The 683-nt window shown below is 33.2% G+C and carries 1 CRISPR repeat array.

Going from position 1 to position 683, the window contains the following annotated elements:
• Window positions 1-4: 4 nt before the first annotated feature.
• Window positions 5-683: a CRISPR direct-repeat array (repeat unit 29 nt; unit sequence ATTTCAATTCCAATAAGGTTCAATTATAA).

Raw genomic sequence — 683 nt, 5'->3', positions numbered from 1 at the left:
AGAAATTTCAATTCCAATAAGGTTCAATTATAACTGTCGGGGGTAAGCATTATTCTAAACTTCTGACTTATTTCAATTCCAATAAGGTTCAATTATAACGTGAAATGTTTAACACCGTAAAAGATCTCTAAACAATTTCAATTCCAATAAGGTTCAATTATAACTGTGTTGATGACCATGCCACAGGGACAGCAGCAGGCATTTCAATTCCAATAAGGTTCAATTATAACATACATACTTTTAAGCGTTATTAATTAAGATTATCGGGATTTCAATTCCAATAAGGTTCAATTATAACATCAGATAAGACAAAGACATATCACCCCTTTCCTGATTTCAATTCCAATAAGGTTCAATTATAACGTGTCTTTTGTAGCTACACTCTGTGCAGGCTATTATTTCAATTCCAATAAGGTTCAATTATAACTCTCTTCTCCTTCTTGATAGTTACGCTGATACCCATTTCAATTCCAATAAGGTTCAATTATAACGACCTGCGCGAGAAAAAGTGGATATTCATGCCCTATTTCAATTCCAATAAGGTTCAATTATAACCTATCAAAATGAGCGAAACGATGCTGGGGCAGTTAATTTCAATTCCAATAAGGTTCAATTATAACCAAAGTGTGCCTGTGGACAGCAGGCACTTAATCAATTTCAATTCCAATAAGGTTCAATTATAA

It is taken from the genome of Prevotella sp. HMSC077E09, from assembly GCF_001814685.1.
Lineage (GTDB): Bacteria > Bacteroidota > Bacteroidia > Bacteroidales > Bacteroidaceae > Prevotella > Prevotella oris.
Note: the sequence above shows the minus strand (reverse complement) of the source record. Positions and strands in the feature narration are given on the sequence as shown.